The following is a 15,940-nucleotide window of genomic DNA, read 5'->3' as shown; positions in this document are numbered from 1 at the left end:
CTGCGCGGCTAGCATCCGGTTTGTGAACGGCGAAGTGACTCTGCCTCTGATCGTGGACGACCGTGGGGCCCTGCAGGTGGCTGCGGCCGACGTGAGTAAGTTGCTGCGGACCGTGGGCGCTCGGTGGCTGCATCTGGTCGAGGGCGGGGAACCGGGCCTGGACGAGGATACGGTGGCCGCTCTGACCATCGAGCTGGCCAAGCTGGCGGATCGCATCGACGTGGCCTGCATCGCGCACAGCAGTGGGGCGCCGTAGACCGCTGTGCGGGCTGCCCCACCGCTTCCCCGCCGTAACAGTCGTCATCGGATTTCCCCTCGTCCGGCGGTGGAATTCGCCTTTCGAGCGCGGCCCCGGGTCCCCGATTCGGAGTAACCCAACGCGAGATAGTCGTCCTCCTGGGTGACGGTGGGTGTAGCACCCACAGAGGTGAACCACCTTCTGGCCGGTGGGCGAAGGCCCGCCGAAAGCGGAAAGCAGGGACGGTTCATGGCGACTTTGTGCAGACCCTCGGTGTCGGTCCCGGAGCACGTGATCACGATGGAGGAGACGCTGGAGCTGGCGCGCTCCCGCCACGCGGACCACCCTCAACTGGCACTCGCACTGCGCCTCATCGAGAACACGGGCGTCAAGACCCGGCACATCGTGCAGCCCATCGAGGAGACCCTGAAGCACCCGGGCTTCGAGGACCGCAACAAGCTCTACGAGGCCGAGGCCAAGGCCCGGGTCCCCGCCGTGATCCAGCGGGCGCTGGACGACGCGGAGCTGCTCACCGGCGACATCGACGTGATCATCTACGTGTCGTGCACGGGCTTCATGATGCCCTCGCTGACGGCGTGGCTGATCAACGAGATGGACTTCGACTCCACCACCCGTCAGCTACCCATAGCCCAGCTGGGCTGCGCGGCCGGCGGGGCGGCCATCAACCGGGCGCACGACTTCTGCTCGGCCTACCCGAACGCCAACGCGCTCATCGTGGCCTGCGAGTTCTGCTCGCTGTGCTACCAGCCCACCGACCTCGGCGTCGGCTCGCTGCTCTCCAACGGCCTGTTCGGCGACGGCATCGCCGCCGCCGTGGTCCGCGGAAACGGCGGTACGGGCGTCCGTCTGGAGCGCAACGGCTCCTACCTGATCCCGAAGACGGAGGACTGGATCGCGTACGACGTCCGGGCCACCGGCTTCCACTTCCTGCTGGACAAGCGGGTGCCCGCCACCATGGAGCCGCTCGCCCCGGCGCTGAAGGACCTCGCCGGCATGCACGGCTGGGACGCGTCCGACCTGGACTTCTACATCATCCACGCGGGCGGCCCCCGCATACTCGACGACCTCAGCAAGTTCCTGGAGGTCGAGCCGCACGCGTTCCGGTTCAGCCGGGCCACGCTCACCGAGTACGGCAACATAGCCAGCGCCGTCGTCCTGGACGCGCTGCGCCGGCTGTTCGACGAGGGCGGCGCCGAGGACAGGGCGCGCGGTCTGCTCGCCGGGTTCGGTCCCGGCATCACGGCCGAGATGACGGTCGGCCGCTGGGTCAGCGCGGACGGTGGCCCGCGATGACCGCGGAGACGACGCTCACCGAGACCCTGCCCCCGATCCGGCAGTGGCCGGCGCTCGACCTGACCGGGACGGACTTCGACCCGGTGCTGACCGAGCTGATGGGCGAGGGACCGGTCACCCGCATCCAGCTGTCCAACGGCGAGGGCTGGGCGTGGCTGGTGACGCGGCACGACGATGTGCGCATGGTCACCAACGACCCGCGCTTCAGCCGTGAGGCGGTCATGGAGCAGCCGGTCACGCGGCTCGCCCCGCACTTCGTCCCGGACCGCGGCGCGGTCGGCTTCCTCGACCCGCCCGACCACACCCGGCTGCGCCGCGCGGTGGCCGCCGCGTTCACCGCGAAGGGTGTGGAGCGGGTACGGGAGAAGGCACGGGCCATGGTCGACGAGCTGGTCGACGAGCTCCTGCAGGACGGGCCGCCCGCCGATCTCACCAGTGCGGTGCTCAGCCCGTTCCCGATCGCGGTGATCTGCGAGCTGATGGGCGTCCCGCCCGGTGACCGGCACACCGTGCACGCCTGGACCCAGGTCATCCTGTCCTCCTCGCACGGCAAGGAGGTCAGCGAGAAGGCCAAGCGGGAGATGAGCACCTACTTCTCCGACCTCATCGGGTTGCGCGAGAACAGCGCGGCCGAGGACGTCACCTCACTGCTCGGCGCCGCGGTGGGCCGGGAGGAGGTCACCCTGGAGGAGGCCGTCGGTCTCGCCGTCCTCCTCCAGATCGGCGGCGAGGCGGTCACCAACAACAGCGGGCAGATGTTCTACCTGCTGCTGACCCGCCCCGACCTGATCGAACGGCTGCGCGGCGAGCCGCGGATCCGGCCACAGGCCATCGACGAGCTCCTGCGCTACATCCCGCACCGCAACGCGGTCGGGCTGTCCCGGATCGCCATGGAGGACGTCGAGATCAAGGGCCACCGCATCCGCGCGGGCGACCCGGTCTATGTCTCCTACCTGGCCGCCAACCGCGACCCGGACGTCTTCCCCGACCCGGAGACCATCGACTTCTCGCGCAGTCCGAACCCGCATGTGTCGTTCGGTTTCGGCCCGCACTACTGCCCCGGCGGCCAGCTCGCCCGGCTGGAGTCGGAGCTGCTGGTGAACGCCCTGCTGGACCGGGTTCCGGGCCTGAAGCTGGCCGTGCCGCCGGAGCAGGTGCCCTTCAAGAAGGGCGCGCTGATCCGGGGGCCCGAGGCCCTGCCGGTGACATGGTGAGCCACCGATGACGCAGACCGAGGGACTGCTCGTGCCGCCGGGCCACGGCCGTGTCGTCGCGACACCGGCACAGCGTGTGACGTTCAAGGTCACCGGCACCCACTCGCGGATGGCTTCCGCCTTCGAGGTGGAGGTCCCGCCGGGGTTCGACGTGGGCGCCCATGTGCACACGCGCAGCGAGGAGCTGTTCTATGTCCTCGAAGGCGAACTGGACGTGCTCGCCTTCGAGCCGCGCATCCGCACACCGGACAACTGGCAGAAGTGGGAGTCCAGTTCGGGCAGCCGGGTGGTCCGGGCGACCCCGGGCACGGTCATCGTCGTACCCCCGGGGTGCCCGCACGCGTTCGCGAACCCGACGGACACCTCCGCGAAGATGTTCTTCCAGGCGAGCCCGCCGCCGGATCACGAGCGCTACTTCGAGGAGCTGCTGGAGATCCTCGGCAGCGGGGGCCCACCCGACCAGGAGGCGATCGAGGCGCTGAGGGCCAAGTACGACATCGAGCAGCTGACGCCGCTCAGGCATCGTTAGCGGATGGGCATGCCCGCGAGGGTGCGGGCGATCACCAGCCGCTGGATCTCACTCGTGCCTTCGAAGATCGTGTAGATGGCCGAGTCCCGGTGCATCCGCTCGACGGGGTACTCCCTGGTGTAGCCGTTGCCGCCGAGGATCTGGATGGCCTGGGCCGTGACCTTCTTGGCCGTCTCGCTGGCGAACAGCTTGGACATCGAGCCCTCGGCCGCGGTGAACGGCCTCCCGTTGACCGCCATCCACGAGGCACGCCACACCAGCAGCCGGGCGGCGTCGATCTGCGTCCGCATGTCCGCGAGCTGGAAGGCCACCCCCTGGTTGTCGATGATCGGCCGACCGAACTGCTCCCGGGTCCTGGCGTAGTCGAGGGCGACCTCGTACGCGGCCCGCGCCGTGCCGACCGCCATCGCGCCGACGGCCGGGCGGGACGCCTCGAACGTGGCCATCGCCGCGTTCTTCACCCGCTCGCCTCCGGCCGCCTTCGCCTTCTCGCGGGCCCGCGCGAGCCGCTCGTCCAGCTTCTCCTTTCCGCCGAGCAGGCAGGAACCGGGGACCCGGACGTTGTCGAGGATGACCTCCGCGGTGTGCGAGGCGCGGATGCCGTGCTTCTTGAACTTCTGGCCCTGGGCAAGGCCCGGCGTGCCCGGCGGGACGATGAAGGAGGCGTGCCCCTTGGAGCCCAGCTCCGGGTCGACGCAGGCGACGACGACGTGGACGTTGGCGATGCCGCCGTTGGTCGCCCAGGTCTTCGTGCCGTTGATCACCCACTCGTCCTTGGCCTCGTCGTACACGGCACGCGTACGCATGGAGGCGACGTCGGAGCCGGCGTCGGGCTCGGAGGAGCAGAACGCGGCGACCTTGACGTCGTTCTGGTCGCCGTACATCTGCGGGATCCAGGTGCCGATCTGTTCCTCGGTTCCGTTGGCGAGAACGCCCACGGCGGCGAGGCCGGTGCCCACAATGGAGAGGGCGATGCCCGCATCGCCCCAGAACAGCTCCTCCATGGCCATCGGGATACCGAGGCCGGTGGGGTCGAAGTACTGCTGGGCGTAGAAGTCGAGGGAGTAGATGCCGACCTTCGCCGCCTCCTGGATGACCGGCCAGGGAGTCTCCTCGCGCTCGTCCCACTCGGCGGCCGCGGGGCGGATCACGTCGGCGGCGAAGCCATGGAGCCAGTCCCGGACTTCCTTCTGTTCGTCGTTCAGCTCCATGGTGAACTCGGCCATGTCCCCTCCAGCGGCGGCAGTGCGATGTTACTAGCGGTAACCCGAGTCTGTTACCGGCGGGTAGGAAAAGTCAACCGCCGATGACGCCCCGCCATCCCGTTCGATGTCAGGGGCCCAGTCAGTGTTAGTTTGCGCAGGCGTCACCGAATCAGCACGGGTGGGGAGAGCACATGGACACCACACAGCGGACCGATCAGCAGCGGTCCGCCGACCGCCGACGGCGCGAGCTGCTGGAGGCCGCCGACCGGGTGGTGCTGCGCGACGGCCCACAGGCGTCGATGAACGCGATCGCGGCGGAAGCGGGAATCACCAAGCCGATCCTTTATCGCCACTTCGGCGACAAGGGCGGCCTCTACGCGGCTTTGGCCAAGCGGCACACGGATGCGCTGCTCGATTCGCTGCGGGCGGCGCTGGACGCTCCCGCCGAGAGGCGCGAGCGGGTGGAGTCCACGCTGGACACGTATCTCGCCGCGATCGAGGCACGGCCTCAGGTGTATCGGTTCCTGATGCATCCCGCGGAGGGCACTGCCGGGAGCGACCACGGCTTCGATGTCGGCAAGCATTCGGCTCCGCTGCTCCGGCGGATGGGCGAGGAGCTGGCCCAGGTCATCGAGGAGCGGGTGGATCTGGGACCGGAGAGTCAGCAGCTGGCGCGGGTGTGGGGGCACGGGATCGTCGGGATGATGCATGCGGCCGGGGACTGGTGGCTGGGGGAACGGCCTTGCTCCCGCGCCGAGTTGGTGCGGTCTCTTGCGGATTTGCTGTGGGGACGTCTTGCGGCTGCGGGGGACAGAATGGGGGGCCCGGGGTTCTGACGGCCGGCCTTCACGTGCGGGTGCGTGGGGGCTTGCCGCGCCCACGCGGCGGAGCCGCATACCGATACAGCCCCGCACCCCTTCAGGCAGGACCACTCGCCCGGCGCCATGAAGCCCGCTTCAGCTGCCTGCCCAGCCTCCGCTTCCGCCACCCCGTGAGGTGATCCGCGTACACCCGGCCCTCCAGGTGGTCCCACTCGTGCTGCAGGCACCTGGCGAAGAAACCCGTGCCGTGCACGGTGATCGGCTCGCCCTTCACGGTGAAGCCCTCGACCACCGCATGGTCGTAGCGCTCGGTCCCCGCTTCCAGGCCCGGCAGGGACAGGCAGCCCTCCGGGCCGCGGATCACCACGCCGTCCGTCTCCACCAGCCGTGGGTTCACCACATGCCCGAGATGGCGCACATCGTCATCATCCGGGCAGTCGTAGACGAACACCCGCAAAGGAACACCCACCTGATTCGCCGCCAGACCCACCCCCTGCGCCGCGTACATCGTGGCGAACAAGTCCTCCACGAGCGCCGCCAGATCGGGACCGAAGCCGGTGACTTCCCGGCATTGCTCGCGCAGCGGTGCGTCTCCGAGCAGGGAAAGAGGCCGGACTCGCCCGTGGGCGCCCGGGATCGTGCCGTGTCGCATAGCGGCAAGGGTACGGTTCCTTCAGCTCATGCCCGCCGCACAGGCGTGGGGCGGGATTCGGGTGTGCGAACGGATCTCGATAGGCTTCAGGTCCACACCACGTTGCCGGATGGCCCCAGGCGCGGCGCGTACGCAAGGAGGATCGAGAACTGATGGCAGGCAACTCGGACCCGCTCTCGCCGCGGGCCAAGCTGGCCGTGACCGCGGGCAAGGCGGTCGCTGCGGCATCACGTGCCGCAGGGCGCGGCAGCGGGTCGGTGATCGGTGGCCGGGTCGCGCTGAAACTCGACCCCGATCTGCTCGGACGGCTCGCCCAGAACCTGGACGTCGTCCTGGTGTCCGCCACCAACGGCAAGACGACGACGACCCGGCTGATCGCCGAGGCGCTGCGCGCCGCGGGCCCGGTCGTGTCGAACGCGCTCGGCGCCAACATGCCGGCCGGTATCACCTCCGCGCTCGCGGGCGGCTCGGACGCGAAGTTCGGTGTCATCGAGGTCGACGAGAAGTACCTGGCCGGTGTGGCCAGGGACACCGGCCCCAAGTGCATCGCCCTGCTCAACCTCTCCCGCGACCAGCTGGACCGCGCCGCCGAGACCCGGATGCTCGCCGAGAACTGGCGCGAGGGCCTCGCCGGCTCCAAGGCCGTCGTCGTCGCCAACTGCGACGACCCGCTGGTGGTCTGGGCCGCTTCCTCCTCCCCGAACGTGGTCTGGGTCGCGGCCGGGCAGATGTGGAAGGACGACGCCTGGTCCTGCCCGTCCTGCGGTGGCGTGATGCAGCGCCCCGGGGACGACTGGTTCTGCGGGGAGTGCGGGTTCCGGCGGCCCACGCCGACCTGGGCGCTGTCCGGTGACCATGTGCTGGATCCGCACGGGTCCGCCTGGCCGATCCATCTGCAGCTGCCGGGCCGTGCCAACAAGGCGAACGCGGCCAGCTCCGCCGCCGTCGCGGCCGTCTTCGGGGTGCCGCCGCAAGTCGCCCTGGAGCGGATGTACCAGGTGCAGGCCGTGGCCGGACGCTATGACGTCGTGCAGTTCCAGAACCGTGATCTGCGGCTGCTGCTGGCCAAGAACCCGGCCGGCTGGCTGGAGACGTTCTCGCTGATCGACCCGCCGCCCGCCCCGGTGATCCTGTCCGTGAACGCGCGCGGAGCCGACGGCACCGACACCTCCTGGCTGTGGGACGTCGACTACACCCGGCTGACCGGCCACCCGATCTTCGTCATCGGTGACCGGAAGCTGGACCTCGCCGTCCGCCTGGAGGTCGCGAACCAGCACTTCCAGGTCTGCGAGGACCTCGACCAGGCCGTGCAGATGTGTCCGCCGGGCCGTATCGAGGTCATCGCGAACTACACCGCGTTCCAGGACCTGCGCCGCCGCGTCGGCAACTGATCTTCGAAGGGCGATCACCTCATGAGCGACAACCAACTGCGGCTGGTGTGGATCTACCCGGACCTGCTGAGCACCTACGGCGACCAGGGCAATGCCCTCGTCGTGGAGCGCCGGGCGCGGCAGCGCGGCCTGGACGTGGCCCGGCTCGACGTGCGCAGCGACCAGCCGATCCCGACCTCCGGCGACATCTATCTGATCGGCGGCGGTGAGGACCGTCCGCAGCGGCTCGCGGCCGAGCGGCTGCGCCGTGACGGGCATCTGCAGCGGGCGGTGCAGAACGGCGCGATCGTCTTCTCCGTCTGTGCCGGCTACCAGATCCTCGGCCACGAGTTCGTCAACGACCTCGGCCAGCGCGAGCCGGGCCTCGGCCTGCTCGACGTGGTCTCGGTGCGCGGCGAGGGCGAGCGGTGCGTCGGTGACGTGCTCGCCGACGTCGATCCGCAGCTCGGGCTGCCGCAGCTGACCGGCTTCGAGAACCACCAGGGTGTGACCCACGTCGGCCCGTCCGCCCGGCCCTTCGCCCAGGTGAAGGTCGGCAACGGCAACGGCACCGGGGACGGCACGGAGGGCGCGTACAACGGGACCGTCTTCGGTACGTACATGCACGGCCCGGTCCTCGCCCGCAACCCGCAGATCGCCGACCTGCTGCTGAAGCTGGCGCTCGATGTCAACGCGCTGCCGCCGGTCGACGACCGCTGGTACGAGGCGCTCCGCAACGAGCGCATCGCGGCTGCGCAGCAGCCTGCGTGAACACAGCGGCCCGGCAGCAGCCCGCGTGAGCGCCGCTCCAGCGGGATTTCAGCGGGTCCCGGCAGGCTCGTGGTGGGGCCCGCCTGACAGGCCGTCCGCTCACATGTGCGGGCGCGTCCAGCAGGCGGACGCCCGCTACGGAGCCACCCCCTCACGCCGGTAGGGTGGCCGGGAATCCGCCGGACAACGTGGTCCGGTTACCCGGCCCACGTTGAGAAGGTATTTCGGGCTATGCGCATTGGTGTCCTCACGTCCGGCGGCGACTGCCCCGGCCTGAACGCCGTCATCCGGTCCGTCGTGCACCGTGCCGTCGCCGACCACGGCGACGAGGTCATCGGTTTCCGGGACGGCTGGAAGGGCCTCCTGGAGTGCGACTACCTCAAGCTCGACCTCGACGCCGTGGGCGGCATCCTGGCCCGCGGCGGCACCATCCTCGGCTCCTCCCGGGTCCAGCCCTCGCATCTGCGGGACGGTGTCGAACGGGCGAAGGGCCATGTCGAGGAGCTCGGCCTGGACGCGATCATTCCGATCGGCGGCGAGGGCACGCTGAAGGCGGCCCGGCTGATGTACGACAGCGGACTGCCGATCGTCGGCGTGCCGAAGACCATCGACAACGACATCGCCGTCACGGACGTCACCTTCGGCTTCGACACGGCCGTGGGGGTGGCGACGGAGGCGCTGGACCGGCTGAAGACCACCGCCGAGTCCCACCAGCGCGTGCTGGTCGTGGAGGTCATGGGCCGGCACACCGGCTGGATCGCACTGCACTCCGGCATGGCGGCCGGCGCCCACGCCATCGTCGTTCCGGAACGGCCTTTCGACATCGAGGAGTTGGCGGCCAAGGTCGGCGAGCGGTTCGACGCGGGCAAGCGGTTCGCGATCGTGGTCGCGGCGGAGGGGGCCAAGCCGAAGGCCGGCACGATGGACTTCGACGAGGGCGGCAAGGACATCTACGGCCACGAGCGCTTCGCCGGGATCGCCCGGCAGCTGTCGGTCGAGCTGGAGCACCGGCTCGGCAAGGAGGCGCGGCCGGTGATCCTCGGGCATGTGCAGCGGGGTGGTACACCGACGGCCTATGACCGGGTACTGGCGACCCGTTTCGGCTGGCACGCGGTGGAGGCCGTGCACCGCGGTGAGTTCGGGATGATGACGGCTCTGCGCGGGACGGACATCGTCATGGTGCCGCTGGCGGAGGCCGTGGAGACCCTGAAGACGGTTCCCGTGGAGCGGTACGACGAGGCGGAATGCGTGCTGTAGTTCACCCGAGAACAACCCGCCCCCGGTCACAGCTGTGACCGGGGGCGGTTCTACTCTTGGGGCGGACAACTCGCACAACCCCCACGAATCAGGAGCCGCCGGATGGATCACAGCGGGCACGGCATGATGATGGATCTGCCGCCGTTCACGCTGGGGCGGGGGCTCCAGTGGTCGGCGGACCCCTTCTTCCTCGTGGCCTGTCTGCTCGGGCTGGGTCTGTACGGCTGGGGTGTCGTACGGCTGCGGCGGCGCGGGGACGCGTGGCCCGTCGGCCGTACGGTGGCGTACGTCGTCGGTGTGCTCACCGTCGGCCTGGTGATGTGCACCAAGCTGAACGACTACGGCATGGTCATGTTTAGCGTGCACATGGTGCAGCACATGATCATCAGCATGCTGTCGCCGATCCTGATCCTGCTCGGCGCGCCGGTCACGCTGGCGCTGCGTGCGCTGCCGGCCGCCGGCCGGGGCCGCAAGGGCCCGCGCGAGCTGCTGCTGGCGCTGCTGCACAGCCGCTACATGCGGATCATCACCCACCCGGCGTTCACGATCCCGCTGTTCATCGCGAGTCTGTACGCGCTGTACTTCACCCCGATCTTCGACTTCCTGATGGGGTCCAGGGCCGGGCACCTCGCGATGATGGTGCACTTCCTCGCGGTCGGGGTCGTCTTCTTCTGGCCGATCATCGGTGTGGACCCCGGCCCGCACCGGCCGGGGTATCTGCTGCGGATGCTGGAGCTGTTCGCCGGCATGCCGTTCCACGCGTTCTTCGGCATCGCGCTGATGATGGCGTCGACGCCGATGGTGGACACCTTCCGGCACCCGTCGGCCTCGCTCGGCATCGACGCGCTGTCCGACCAGAACGCGGCCGGCGGTATCGCCTGGGCGTTCAGCGAGATCCCGTCCGTGCTGGTGCTGATCGCGCTGCTGTTCCAGTGGTACAGCTCCGAGCAACGGCAGGCCAAGCGCAAGGACCGGGCCGCCGACCGGGACGGCGACAAGGAGCTGGAGGCGTACAACGCCTATCTGGCCTCCCTGAACGCCCGCGAGGGTTAGACGGAGCCGTCCCCTCCGGGCGGGATCGGGGGCACCATGGTCGGGGACGGACCACGAGGAGGGTGTCGCGATGCCCGGTTCCACGAACGGTTCCACCAAGGCGATGGGGGCTCTCACGGTCGGCGGGCTCGTCGTCGTGACCGCCTATACCGTCGCCCTCGGCAGCAACGGCTGGCTGTGGTTCGGCTGGGTGGTGCTGGGTCTGCTGACGCTCGCCATGGTCGTCACCCAGTCGTGAGGCCTGCCGCCGTGCGGGTCTGGCCTACAGTGCCCGCATGAACAGCAGGACGCCCTCGTTCGACGACCTCGACCGCAAGATCACCACCGCGCTGATGGCGAACGCCCGCACCAGCTTCGCCGAGATCGGCGCGGACATCGGGCTGTCCGCGACCGCGGTCAAGCGGCGCGTGGACCGGCTGCGCGAGACCGGCGTGATCACCGGGTTCACGGCGACGGTGAAGCCCTCGGCGCTCGGCTGGCGCACCGAGGCGTACGTCGAGGTCTACTGCGAGGGCGCGGCCCCGCCGAGGCGGCTGGCGGAGGTCGTGCGCAACCATCCGGAGATCGCGGCGGCGATGACGGTCACCGGCGGCGCCGACGCGCTGCTGCATGTGCGGGCGCGGGATGTGGAGCACTTCGAGGAGGTGCTCGAGCGGATCCGCGTCGAGCCGTTCATCCGGAAGACGATCAGCGTGATGGTGCTGTCCCACCTCCTCCCGGAAAGCCCGGAAGCGGGCGCGACCCATGCGGCGCCGGAATGACCGGAACCATGCGCAGGAGTAGTGCGCGAACCGGCTGAACAACGCAGCGATGCTGCGCATCTGCGCAGGTATTTTTCCTTGTCGGCCGTCTGCCTCCCTTTCTACCGTGGATCACATCCCAAGTGACACACTGCAAAGCGGAGGAAACCCTCTGTGTCCGAAAGCCGTGTACAGCGCCCTCGGCGCTTTCTCGTCTGTGAACCCAGACATTTCGCCGTGCAGTACGCGATCAATCCGTGGATGCAGCCCGACAGGCCCGTCGACGTGGACCTCGCCCAGGAGCAGTGGCAGACGCTGATCCGCGCCTACCGCGCCCACGGGCACACCGTCGACTCGGTCGAGCCGGTCCCCGGACTGCCCGACATGGTCTTCGCGGCCAACGCGGCGTGCGTGGTCGGCGGCCGGGTCTTCGGCTCGCTGTTCCACGCGCCGGAGCGGCGTCCGGAGTCGGTGCACTACGACACCTGGTTCAAGGCGGCGGGCTACGACGTGTACCGCCCCGAGTCGGTGACCGAGGGCGAGGGCGACCTCGTGTGGACGGGCCGGTACGTGCTCGCCGGCACCGGTTTCCGCACCACGCGCGAGGCACACCGGGAGGCGCAGGAGTTCCTCGGCCACCCGGTGATCGGCCTGACCCTGGTGGACCCGTACTTCTACCACCTGGACACGGCGCTGTTCGTCCTCGACGACGACAACATCTGTTACTACCCGGAGGCGTTCTCGGCGGGCAGCCGCGAGGTGCTGCGCCGGCTGTACCCGGAGGCGGTGCTCGCCACCCGCGAGGACGCGATGACGTTCGGTCTGAACTCCGTGTCCGACGGCCGCAACGTCTTCATCGCGCCCCGCGCCGAGGCCCTCGCCGACCGTCTGGCCGGCCACGGTTACGTCCCCGTCCCCGTCGACCTGTCGGAGTTCCACAAGGCAGGCGGCGGCATCAAGTGCTGCACCCAGGAGATCCGCTGATGACCGCACCCGCGCGCACCCGCACGTCCGCCGACCTGATCCGCGCGGAGGAGCCCGTCCTCGCGCACAACTACCACCCGCTGCCCGTGGTGGTGGCCCGGGCCGAGGGCACCTGGGTGGAGGACGTCGAGGGCACCCGCTATCTCGACATGCTCGCCGGCTACTCGGCGCTCAACTTCGGCCACCGGCACCCGGCGCTGATCGAGGCCGCGCACCGCCAGCTCGACCAGCTGACGCTGACCTCCCGCGCCTTCCACAACGACCGGCTCGCGGAGTTCGCCGAGCGGCTCACGGAACTGACCGGCCTGGACATGGTGCTGCCGATGAACACCGGCGCCGAGGCGGTGGAGAGCGGCATCAAGGTGGCCCGCAAGTGGGCGTACGACGTCAAGGGCGTCCCGGCCGACCGGGCGACGATCGTGGTCGCGGCCGACAACTTCCACGGCCGTACGACGACGATCGTCAGCTTCTCCACCGACGAGACGGCCCGCACGGGCTTCGGCCCGTTCACACCCGGCTTCCGGATCGTGCCGTACAACGACCTGGCCGCGCTGGAGGAGGCCGTCGACGAGACGACGGCGGCGGTGCTGATCGAGCCCATCCAGGGCGAGGCGGGCGTGCTCATCCCCGACGACGGCTATCTGGCGGGCGTCCGCGAGCTGACCCGCCGCAAGGGCTGCCTGTTCATCGCGGACGAGATCCAGTCCGGCCTGGGGCGTACGGGCCGTACCCTCGCCGTCGAGCACGAGGACGTCGTCCCGGACGTACTGCTGCTCGGCAAGGCGCTCGGCGGCGGGATCGTGCCGGTGTCGGCGGTGGTGGCCCGGCGCGAGGTGCTCGGGGTGCTGCACCCGGGCGAGCACGGCTCGACCTTCGGCGGCAACCCGCTCGCCGCCGCGGTCGGCACCGCGGTGGTGGAGCTGCTGGAGACCGGCGAGTTCCAGCGGCGGGCCGCCGAGCTGGGCGTCATCCTGCGGGACGGGCTGACCGAGCTGGTCGGCAAGGGCGTCCTCGGCTTCCGGGCGCGCGGTCTGTGGGCGGGCGTCGACGTCGACCCGGCGATCGGCACCGGCCGGGAGGTCAGCGAGCGGCTGATGCGGGAAGGGATCCTGGTGAAGGACACCCACGGCTCCACGATCCGGCTGGCGCCCCCGCTGACGATCACGGCCGAGGAACTGCGCTCCGCGCTGGCGGCGCTGGAGAAGGTGCTGGGTTCCTGAGCTCGGCGGGGGGTGGCCGTACGCCGCCCCCCGTTCCCCTCCCCCACCCGATGGCCGAAGGGTGAGGATGGGGACAAGAGGTGGTAGACCACTCTCAGCGACAGAGAGGTCGGCCGTGGGCACTCACGAGGAGCGGGACGTCGCCCGGCACCGGTTCGACGTGGCCGACGCCGCGCCCGTGCTGCTCGACGCCCGGGGCGTGGTGACCAGCTGGACGCCGGACGCCCAGCGGCTGCTGGCGTACCCGGCCGCCGAGGTGGTGGGCACCGGGGTGACCGGTCTGCTGTCCGCCGAGGACGCCGCGCGGGTGCCCGAGCTGGCCGAGCGGTGCCGCAGGGACGGCGGCTGGGCGGGGCTGCTGACCGCACGGCGCAAGGACGGGCAGCCGGTCCGGGTGATGGTGCGGGTCACTCCGGCGGTGGAACCCGGCGGCCCCCCGCACTGGCTGGTTCTGCTCTCCGACATGTCCGGGGCTCGTGGCTGGGACATGAGCCGTGCGGTGCTGGAGCAGATGGTGACCGACTCCCCCGTCGGCATCGCGATCGTGGACGCCGATCTGCGGTGCGTGTGGTCGAACGCGGCCCTGGAGCGGTACGGCGGCGGCTCGGCGCGGGAGCGGCTGGGGCGCCGGCTGGCGGAGATCCAGCCGGGCATCGACTCCACGGGCATCGAGGCGCAGATGCGGCGCGTGCTGGAGACCGGGCGGCCGGTGGTCGGGTACGAGCATGTCGGGCAGGTGCGGTCCGCGCCGTACCGGGAGACGGCGCACGTGATGTCGTTCACCCGCCTCGACGACGACCGGGGCCGTCCGATGGGTGTGTACTACACCGTCGTCGACATCACCGAGCGGTACCGCGCCCGGCAGCGCCTGGCCCTGCTCGACCGGGCCGGCGAGCAGATCGGCCGCAGCCTGGACATCGTGCGGACCGCGCAGGAACTGGCCGACGTGGCCGTGCAGGACTTCGCCGACTTCGTCAGCGTGGACCTGCTGGAGTCCGTGCTGCGGGGCGCGGAGCCGGAGCCGCTCGGTGACACGGATCAGGTGCCGCTGCGGCGGGCCGGGCAGCAGTCGGTGAACCCGGGGGTCCCGGAGGCGATCGCCCGGATCGGCGAGGTGGCCACCTACCTCGCCGGATCGCCCCCCATCCGCTGTCTGACCACGGGCCGGTCCTGGCGCGAGGAGCGGCTCGACCCGCTGGCCAGGGAGTGGGCCACCGACCTGCTGGGCGGCCGGGAGGCGACGTTCCTGGAGCTGGGCCTGCACAGCGTGATGATCGTGCCGATCCGCGCGCGGGGCGTGACGATGGGCGTCACCACCTTCTTCCGGCGCCGCCGTCAGGAGCCGTTCGACGAGGACGATCTGAGTCTCGCCGAGGACCTGGTGTCCCGGGCGGCGGTCTGCGTGGACAACGCCCGCCGCTACACCCGCGAGCGGGACGCGGCCCTGGTCCTGCAGCGCAGCCTGCTGCCGCACCTGCTGCCCGAGCAGGACGCGGTGGAGGTGGCGGCCTGCTACCGGCCGGCCGACGAGCTGACCGGCCTGGGCGGCGACTGGTACGACCTCATCCTGCTGTCCGGGGCGCGCGTGGCCCTGGTCGTGGGCGAGGTGCCGGGGCACGGGATCGACGCCGCCGCGGCCATGGGCGGCCTGCGGACCGCCGTACGCACCCTCGCGGCGCTCGACCTGCCGCCCGAGGAGGTCCTCGCGCACCTCGACGACCTGGTGGCGCGGACGGCCCGGGAGGAAGGCGGGCCGCCCTCGGCGGGTGCCGGCACCCGGACGGCGGGTCCCGGGTGCGTCTACGCCGTCTACGACCCCGTCGACGGGCGGTGCACGATGGCCTCCGCGGGCCATCCCGCACCCGCCGTCGTCCTGCCCGACGGCACCGTCGGCTTCGTCGACGTCCCGCAGGGATCGCCGCTCGGGGTGGACGGTCCGCCCTTCGAGGCGGTCGAGCTGACGCTGGCCGAGGGCAGCACGCTGGTCCTGCACACCGACGGGCTGCTGGCCCGCGCGGGCGGCGCCGGGGCCGTCGGCGCGGACCGCGACCGGCTGCGCCGTGCCCTGGAACGGCCCGCCTCCTCGCTCGACCTGCGCTGCCGGGCCGTGGTCGACGCCTTGATCCCGGACCGGCCGTACGACGACGTGGCCCTGCTGATGGCCCGCACCAGGCTGCTGGGCGCCGACCGGGTCGCCGACTGGGACCTGCCCGCCGACCCGGCCGTGGTCGCCGACGCCCGCAAGGAGGCCGACCGGCAGCTGGCCGAGTGGGGTCTGGAGGAACTGGCGTTCACCACCGAGCTGGTCGTGAGCGAGCTGGTCACCAACGCCATCCGGCACGCCGAGGGCCCCATCCGGCTCCGGTTGATCAGGGACCGGGCCCTGATCTGCGAGGTCTCCGACAGCGGCGCCACCGCGCCCCATCTGCGGCATCCGCGCACCACCGACGAGGGCGGCCGCGGACTGCTGCTGGTCTCCCAGTTCACCCAGGGGTGGGGAACCCGCTTCGTGCCCGGGGGGAAGGTCATCTGGGCCGAGCAGTCCCTGACGGATCCGCCGGCCTGACGTGCA

General features: G+C 70.7%; 16 protein-coding genes. 14 read left to right on the top strand and 2 right to left on the bottom strand.

Features of this window, described 5'->3' with window-relative positions; all coding sequences use genetic code 11:
• Window positions 1–22 precede the first annotated feature (22 nt).
• The 4 genes from ABZ624_RS11885 (at window position 23) to ABZ624_RS11870 (ending at window position 3,295) form a co-directional block, all read left to right on the top strand.
• Complete coding sequence (locus tag ABZ624_RS11885) at window positions 23–256, top strand: DUF6213 family protein (protein WP_351243279.1); 234 nt, start codon at window positions 23–25, stop codon at window positions 254–256.
• 231 nt (window positions 257–487) lie between these two features.
• Entirely contained in the window at window positions 488–1,552 is a 1,065-nt protein-coding gene (locus ABZ624_RS11880; RefSeq protein ID WP_360085705.1) for a type III polyketide synthase, read from the top strand.
• Complete coding sequence (locus ABZ624_RS11875) at window positions 1,549–2,766, top strand: cytochrome P450 (RefSeq protein WP_360085702.1); 1,218 nt, start codon at window positions 1,549–1,551, stop codon at window positions 2,764–2,766. Before ABZ624_RS11880 ends, ABZ624_RS11875 begins: the two co-directional genes overlap by 4 nt.
• A 7-nt stretch (window positions 2,767–2,773) precedes the next feature.
• A complete protein-coding gene (locus ABZ624_RS11870) occupies window positions 2,774–3,295 on the top strand; it encodes a cupin domain-containing protein (protein ID WP_360085699.1) in 522 nt (173 codons plus the stop codon).
• Here the strand turns inward: ABZ624_RS11870 and ABZ624_RS11865 are convergent.
• Complete coding sequence (locus ABZ624_RS11865; protein WP_360085696.1) at window positions 3,292–4,521, bottom strand: acyl-CoA dehydrogenase family protein; 1,230 nt, start codon at window positions 4,519–4,521, stop codon at window positions 3,292–3,294. The genes ABZ624_RS11870 and ABZ624_RS11865 overlap by 4 nt on opposite strands.
• 170 nt (window positions 4,522–4,691) lie before the next feature.
• Between ABZ624_RS11865 and ABZ624_RS11860 the strand changes: the two genes are divergently transcribed.
• Entirely contained in the window at window positions 4,692–5,336 is a 645-nt protein-coding gene (locus tag ABZ624_RS11860) for a TetR family transcriptional regulator (protein WP_360085693.1), read from the top strand.
• An 82-nt stretch (window positions 5,337–5,418) separates the two neighbouring features.
• Here the strand turns inward: ABZ624_RS11860 and def are convergent, their stop codons facing one another.
• Window positions 5,419–5,973, bottom strand: a complete 555-nt coding sequence (def, locus tag ABZ624_RS11855) for a peptide deformylase (RefSeq protein WP_360085690.1) — start codon at window positions 5,971–5,973, stop codon at window positions 5,419–5,421.
• Between the two features lie 152 nt (window positions 5,974–6,125).
• Here def and ABZ624_RS11850 point away from each other — a divergent pair, with 152 nt between their 5' ends.
• The 9 genes from ABZ624_RS11850 to ABZ624_RS11810 all read left to right on the top strand — a co-directional run bounded on the left by ABZ624_RS11850 (window position 6,126) and on the right by ABZ624_RS11810 (window position 15,934).
• Entirely contained in the window at window positions 6,126–7,364 is a 1,239-nt protein-coding gene (locus tag ABZ624_RS11850) for a MurT ligase domain-containing protein (protein ID WP_360085687.1), read from the top strand.
• A 21-nt stretch (window positions 7,365–7,385) separates the two neighbouring features.
• Window positions 7,386–8,114, top strand: a complete 729-nt coding sequence (locus tag ABZ624_RS11845; RefSeq protein ID WP_360085684.1) for a glutamine amidotransferase — start codon at window positions 7,386–7,388, stop codon at window positions 8,112–8,114.
• A 231-nt stretch (window positions 8,115–8,345) separates the two neighbouring features.
• A complete protein-coding gene (locus ABZ624_RS11840) occupies window positions 8,346–9,371 on the top strand; it encodes a 6-phosphofructokinase (RefSeq protein ID WP_360085681.1) in 1,026 nt (341 codons plus the stop codon).
• 102 nt (window positions 9,372–9,473) lie between these two features.
• Complete coding sequence (locus ABZ624_RS11835) at window positions 9,474–10,424, top strand: cytochrome c oxidase assembly protein (RefSeq protein ID WP_360085678.1); 951 nt, start codon at window positions 9,474–9,476, stop codon at window positions 10,422–10,424.
• A gap of 70 nt (window positions 10,425–10,494) precedes the next feature.
• Window positions 10,495–10,662, top strand: a complete 168-nt coding sequence (locus tag ABZ624_RS11830; RefSeq protein ID WP_107093214.1) for a hypothetical protein — start codon at window positions 10,495–10,497, stop codon at window positions 10,660–10,662.
• A gap of 37 nt (window positions 10,663–10,699) precedes the next feature.
• Window positions 10,700–11,185, top strand: a complete 486-nt coding sequence (locus tag ABZ624_RS11825) for an Lrp/AsnC family transcriptional regulator (RefSeq protein ID WP_360085675.1) — start codon at window positions 10,700–10,702, stop codon at window positions 11,183–11,185.
• A gap of 153 nt (window positions 11,186–11,338) precedes the next feature.
• On the top strand, window positions 11,339–12,148 hold the full coding sequence (ddaH, locus tag ABZ624_RS11820; protein ID WP_360085672.1) for a dimethylargininase: 810 nt from the start codon (window positions 11,339–11,341) through the stop codon (window positions 12,146–12,148).
• Entirely contained in the window at window positions 12,148–13,368 is a 1,221-nt protein-coding gene (rocD, locus tag ABZ624_RS11815) for an ornithine--oxo-acid transaminase (protein ID WP_360085669.1), read from the top strand. Before ddaH ends, rocD begins: the two co-directional genes overlap by 1 nt.
• A gap of 115 nt (window positions 13,369–13,483) precedes the next feature.
• Window positions 13,484–15,934 (top strand): SpoIIE family protein phosphatase, encoded by a 2,451-nt coding sequence (locus ABZ624_RS11810; protein ID WP_360085666.1) that lies wholly within the window; start codon window positions 13,484–13,486, stop codon window positions 15,932–15,934.
• The last annotated feature ends 6 nt before the right edge of the window (window positions 15,935–15,940 follow it).

Source organism: Streptomyces sp. NPDC007205, assembly GCF_040634095.1.
Taxonomy (GTDB): Bacteria; Actinomycetota; Actinomycetes; order Streptomycetales; family Streptomycetaceae; genus Streptomyces.
The sequence above is the reverse complement of the archived record's forward strand: the minus strand, read 5'-3'. Positions and strand labels throughout refer to the sequence as shown.